Genomic DNA, 1,941 nt, shown 5'->3' with positions numbered 1-1,941 from the left:
TATATTCGAGTAAACTCGATATAGGCAAATGCGGCATACCATTTTAATAGGCTTATCTGCCATGCATTTTTTAACCGCTATCCAAAATGACCCATAAATAAGCATTTTTTATTCCTCCCTGCCATAGCCATTTATATGTCTCATTTTTTATTATGGACTTTAGTCTGTTGACTACGAGCGGAGTTTCTCAAAAGAGAAATGAAACCATGGGAAACAAAAAACCACCTGCTATGTGGGTGGAAGATAAGTTGTTATTAGAAAAAATCAGCTTTCCATTTGTTCAAGCTATCTTATAACGAAAGGAAAGATGATTTTAATGGCTAAAAAAGCAAACAGTCTGTCCCACACAAAATGGATGTGTAAATACCATATTGTGTTCACACCTAAGTATAGGCGAAAAGTAATTTATAATCAATACAAAGAAAGCATTCGTGATATTTTGAAACAGTTGTGTGGTTATAAAGGTGTAGAAATAATAGAAGGTCATTTAATGCCAGACCATATACATATGCTGGTAAGTATAAACATGCAAATTTAAAGTACAAATTTGGAAACCGTCATTTCTGGGCAGAAGGTTATTATGTAAGTACAGTAGGCTTAAATGAGGCAACAATAAAGAAATATATACAGGAACAGGAAACGCATGACATAGCAATGGACAAATTAAGCGTAAGAGAGTACGGAACCTCTTTTAAGGGTAGCGAGTAGTACAAATACCCCTTTCAGGGGTAGGCAAAAGCGGCAAAGGCAAGATAGCTTGAACGAAGTGAAAGCTAGCGCCTTTAGTCACTGACCGGTAACAAAGGCTTATAGCCGCAGAGCAAACCACCCGTTAGACGAGTGGTGCTGATTGTCTTTTCATCGATTTTCCGAGACTACATTTTGTTGTTCATTATATATAACAAATCAGGAAGAAAAAAAGTTGCAAAAAACAAATTTTTCAGATTAATAATTTAATGAAAATCCATTGATAAATTCATCTTCTACTTCTTCCATAATAACGTCATATTCTTTTGTAGTAAGATTGTAAGCATATATGCCCCTTGTATCCCCCTTCCAGCCTAAGAAATACAGAATATTGTCATAGAGAGCCATTTGATCCATTATATAAAAAGGCAGTTTCAGTCTTACACTCTTCTTTGTATCTAAATTTACCTCATAGATTTTATGTTTCTGTCTGGTAGTAAATCCATTTGGTGCACAACTTAATATCAGCTTTTTTCCCTCACACGCTATTCCGTCTATATAATATTTCGTTTCATAAACAGTTTCTGTCTTTTTTGTCTCCAGATCGAGCATGGCAATTTTAGAAGGTGCATTACCACCTTCTACGTCATCTGCTTCTCTCATTTCATTGTCTGAATAATGAGAGAAAACTATTTTATTTTCCTTTGGAACCGTACTTACCATCCATGTGAAACGGTCATCTTTCTTATCGAACATAACGCGACTGCAATTCTGAAACTCCGCATCACAGACAATTGGTTCAATACAGTAATGGTGTAGTAATTCAGCTGCCATAAAATATTGTTCCCCACACTGAATCAAATAATTAAAATCACAAAATTGATCCGTCTTTTTTTCTCCGGTTTCATTATTATCTAAATAAATCTGGTTTCCTTTTCCTTCTCCGCTAAAGGCCGAATAGTATATCTTATCATTTCTGGTTGAATACAGAGTAAGTGGATGTGAAGAAGTATATGACACGGTTCCTTTTTGTTCCAGTTTCTTTTCTTTAATATCATAAAAAAAGCATCTGCTGCCCATCCCTGATTCAGATTCCTCTGAATAAAACGACCGGGTAATACTCAGATAGGGGGAAAGCTTGTTTATTTCTGTGTTTTCGGTATGAATGGGGGCAACTTCTTCCGAAGTCCACCCACAAGCTGAACATAACATACATAAAATTAATATCATTGAAATTATTTTAATTTTTTTCAT

Annotated in this window: 1 protein-coding gene and 1 pseudogene; one reads left to right on the top strand and one right to left on the bottom strand. The window is 35.1% G+C overall.

Annotated features, from left to right (window positions below):
• The first annotated feature begins 316 nt into the window (after nucleotides 1–316).
• Nucleotides 317–708 (top strand): annotated as a pseudogene (gene tnpA / locus DW005_RS13515) (IS200/IS605 family transposase).
• A 237-nt stretch (nucleotides 709–945) separates the two neighbouring features.
• On the opposite strand, the gene DW005_RS13510 reads toward tnpA, so the two are convergent.
• On the bottom strand, nucleotides 946–1,941 hold a 996-nt coding region (locus DW005_RS13510), incomplete at its 5' end, for a hypothetical protein (protein WP_117480188.1).

This window comes from Clostridium sp. AF36-4 (genome assembly GCF_003435975.1).
Lineage (GTDB): Bacteria > Bacillota > Clostridia > Lachnospirales > Lachnospiraceae > Eubacterium_F.
This window is presented reverse-complemented; position numbering and strand designations above follow the sequence as displayed.